3 protein-coding genes and 1 pseudogene are annotated in these 3,661 nt (G+C 64.9%); all 4 read left to right on the forward strand.

Going from position 1 to position 3,661, the window contains the following annotated elements; genetic code table 11:
- Positions 1–109 precede the first annotated feature (109 nt).
- Complete coding sequence (eutB, locus tag OC610_RS23130) at positions 110–1,081, forward strand: hydroxyectoine utilization dehydratase EutB (protein ID WP_264431125.1); 972 nt, start codon at positions 110–112, stop codon at positions 1,079–1,081.
- A 21-nt stretch (positions 1,082–1,102) separates the two neighbouring features.
- Positions 1,103–2,095 (forward strand): cyclodeaminase, encoded by a 993-nt coding sequence (locus OC610_RS23135; protein WP_264431126.1) that lies wholly within the window; start codon positions 1,103–1,105, stop codon positions 2,093–2,095.
- Positions 2,096–2,134: 39 nt separating this feature from the next.
- The gene (gene doeA, locus OC610_RS23140) at positions 2,135–3,325 is read left to right on the forward strand and encodes an ectoine hydrolase DoeA (RefSeq protein ID WP_264431127.1); all 1,191 of its coding nucleotides are present in this window, start codon (positions 2,135–2,137) and stop codon (positions 3,323–3,325) included.
- A gap of 3 nt (positions 3,326–3,328) precedes the next feature.
- Positions 3,329–3,661 (forward strand): annotated as a pseudogene (locus tag OC610_RS23145) (succinylglutamate desuccinylase/aspartoacylase domain-containing protein); the annotation flags it as partial.

Genomic DNA, 3,661 nt, shown 5'->3' on the forward strand with positions numbered 1-3,661 from the left:
AGGGATTTGTGGTGACTTTGGAACTTCATCACTAAATTGCCCTAGTACATTCATCACCACAATCCGGCCCTCTTAGACTGCGCCCAACACATCTGCTCGGGACGCGGTCATGACAGGGTTGCAGCTTCAGGACATTTTCCTCGCTCGCCAGCGCATCGAGTCGCAGGTCAGGCGCACGCCCATGGAGCATTCCCCCAGCCTGTCGCGACTGATGGGGGTGCCGGTGTACCTCAAGCTGGAAGCCCTGCAAATCACCGGCAGCTTCAAGCTGCGTGGGGCGAGCAATGCCGTCGCGCAACTCAGCCCCGAGCAGAAGGCGCGCGGTGTGGTCACGGCTTCGACTGGCAATCATGGCCGGGCGCTCGCTTATGCCGCCTCGCAGCAGGGCGTCCGGGCGATGGTCTGCCTGTCGAACCTGGTGCCGGCCAACAAGGTGCAGGCGATTCGCGATTTGGGCGCCGAGGTGTGCATCGTCGGCCAGTCCCAGGACGATGCCCAGCGCGAAGCCGAACGTATCGCGAGCGAGCAGGGCGCGACTTTCCTGCCGCCCTTCGATCATCCGGCGATCATCGCCGGCCAAGGCACCCTCGGCCTGGAAATCCTCGAACAGCAACCGGACGTGGCCCAGGTTCTCGTTCCGTTGTCCGGTGGTGGCCTGTTCGCCGGCGTTGCCCTGGCCCTGAAAAGTGCCAACCCGACGATTCAGGTCCACGGCATCAGCATGGCCCGAGGCGCGGCGATGCACGCCAGCCTCGCCGCTGGCCAGCCAGCGGAAATCGAAGAGCTGCCGACCCTGGCCGACTCCCTCGGCGGCGGCATCGGCCTGGACAACCGCTACACCTTCGCCATGACCCGGCAGTTGATCGATGACCTGCACCTACTCTCGGAAGCCTCCATCGCCAATGCCATCCGCCATGCCTATCACCACGAACGCCTGGTGCTCGAAGGCGCCGCCGTGGTCGGCATCGCGGCGTTGCTCGATGGCCTGGTCGAGCCGCGCGGCCCCATCGTCCTCGTGGTCAGCGGGCGCAACGTCGACACCGAACACCATGCCCGCGTGATCGCTGGCGACAACGCCTGATACCCCTTAACGGAGCCTGCCATGAGTGAAGTCACCCTATTGAGCGAAGCCGACCTGCGCAGCTGCGTGGCCCTCGACCTGGCCAGTGTCGATGCCGTCGAGCAAGCGTTCGTGCTGTTGGCCACCGCCGCGGTGGCGATGCCACCGATCCTGCGATTGGACATCCCCGAGTACAACGGTGAAGTGGATGTGAAGACCGCTTACCTGCCGGGCCTGGAACGCTTCGCCATCAAGGTCAGCCCGGGATTTTTCGACAACCCCAAGCTCGGCCTGCCCAGCCTGAACGGCATGATGATGCTGCTCTCGGCACGCACCGGCCTGCTGGACGCGTTGTTGCTGGACAACGGTTACCTCACCGCCGTGCGCACCGCCGCGGCTGGGGCGGTGGCGGCGCGTTGCCTGTCCCGCGAGGACAGCCACAGCGTGGCGCTGATCGGCGCCGGTGAGCAGGCGGCGTTGCAACTCCGGGCACTGCGGCTGGTGCGGCCGATCGACGAGGTGCGGGTCTGGGCGCGGGACGCGCAAAAGGCCCGGGCGTTCAGTGCCGAACTGGCTCGTGACACCGGGCTTGCCGTTACGCCATGCGCCTCCATCGATGAAGCGGTGGAGGGCGTGGATATTGCGATCACTTGCACCCCCAGTCGCGAGCCGTTGATCGAAGCCCGCCATTTGCATCCGGGCCTGCACATCACCGCGATGGGCTCGGACGCGGAGCACAAGAACGAAATCTCCCCGCAAGCCTTGGCGGCCGTCGATTGCTATGTCGCCGACCGCTTGAGCCAGACCCGTGTACTGGGTGAGCTGCACCACGCGTTGGCGGCCGGCACCGTTCGAGACGATCCGGCGCTGATGGAACTGGGACACGTGTTGGCGGGGCAGCGAATCGGGCGTTCCGATGCGGCGCAAGTGACTCTGTGCGACCTCACCGGCACCGGCGCCCAGGACACCGCTATCGCCAACCTCGCCTTCGAGCGGGCGCGGGTGGCGGGCAAGGGCTTTGCGTTCGGCCGCTAGATCCGTTTTCTCATGATTCATTGAACAGAGGGCAGGTGGATGTCAGAGATAGTCGTCAATCTTCCGTTCCAGCGGGAGGAATACGCCCAGCGCCTGGCAAAGGTCCGCGTGGCCATGCAGGCCCAGGGCCTGGAGCTGCTGCTGGTCACCGATCCGTCGAACATGGCCTGGCTCACCGGCTACGACGGGTGGTCGTTCTATGTGCATCAATGCGTGCTGTTGGCGCTGGACGGCGAACCCGTGTGGTTCGGTCGCGGCCAGGATGCCAACGGTGCCAGGCGCACGGTGTTCATGCAGGCCGACAATATCGTCGGTTACCCGGACATCTACGTGCAGTCCCGCGAGCGCCATCCCATGGACTACCTGTCCCGCGAGGTGATCATCGCCCGTGGCTGGGGCGCCCTGACCATCGGCGTGGAAATGGACAACTACTACTTCAGCGCCGCCGCGTACCTGTCCCTGCAAAAGCACCTGCCCGAGGCGAGACTGGTCGATGCGGTGGGCCTGGTGAACTGGCAGCGCGCGGTCAAGTCGCCCCAGGAAATCGCCTACATGCGCATCGCGGCGCGCATCGTCGAGAACATGCATGGCCGGATCCTCGAACGGATCGAACCGGGCATGCGCAAGAACGAACTGGTGGCCGAGATCTACAGCAGCGGCATCCTCGGTGCCGACGGCCACGGCGGCGACTACCCGGCCATCGTGCCGCTGTTGCCCACCGGGGCCGACGCCAGCGCGCCGCACCTGACCTGGGACGATTCGCCGTTCGAACGGGGCGCCGGCACGTTCTTTGAAATCGCCGGTTGCTACAAGCGTTACCACTGCCCGCTGTCGCGCACGATTTACCTGGGCAAGCCGCCGCAACATTTCCTCGACGGTGAAAAGGCCGTGGTCGAGGGCATCGCCGCTGGCCTGGACGCGGCCAAGCCGGGCAACACCACAGGCGACATCGCCGTGGCGTTTTTCAAGGTGCTGGAGAAATTCGGCATCCACAAGGACAGCCGTTGCGGCTACCCCATCGGTATCAGTTATCCACCGGATTGGGGCGAGCGCACCATGAGCCTGCGTCCCGGTGACAACAGCGTGTTGCAACCGGGCATGACCTTCCACTTCATGCCGGGGCTGTGGATGGACGATTGGGGCCTGGAAATCACCGAGAGCATCTTGATCACCGAGACCGGCGTCGAGACGCTGTGCAACGTGCCTCGTCAACTGTTCGTGAAGGATTGAGCCATGCCTGAATTGCCCGATAATCCCATCAGCGCCACGGTGGATTTCAGCCGCGAGGGCGTGCAGCACGGTTTTCTCAAGCTGCCGTATTCGCGGGACGATTCGGCCTGGGGCGCGGTGATGATTCCCATCACCGTGATCCAGCGCGGCAGTGGCCCGACCGCGTTGCTCAGCGGAGGCAACCATGGCGATGAATACGAAGGTCCGGTGGCGCTGAGCAAGCTGGCCCAGCAGCTGACCGCCGAAGAGGTCAGCGGGCGGGTGATCGTCGTGCCGTTCATGAACACCCCGGCCTTCCATGCCGGGCGCCGGACCTCGCCGATCGACAAGGGCAAC

It is taken from the genome of Pseudomonas agronomica, from assembly GCF_025917275.1.
GTDB classification, from domain to species: Bacteria; Pseudomonadota; Gammaproteobacteria; order Pseudomonadales; family Pseudomonadaceae; genus Aquipseudomonas; species Aquipseudomonas agronomica.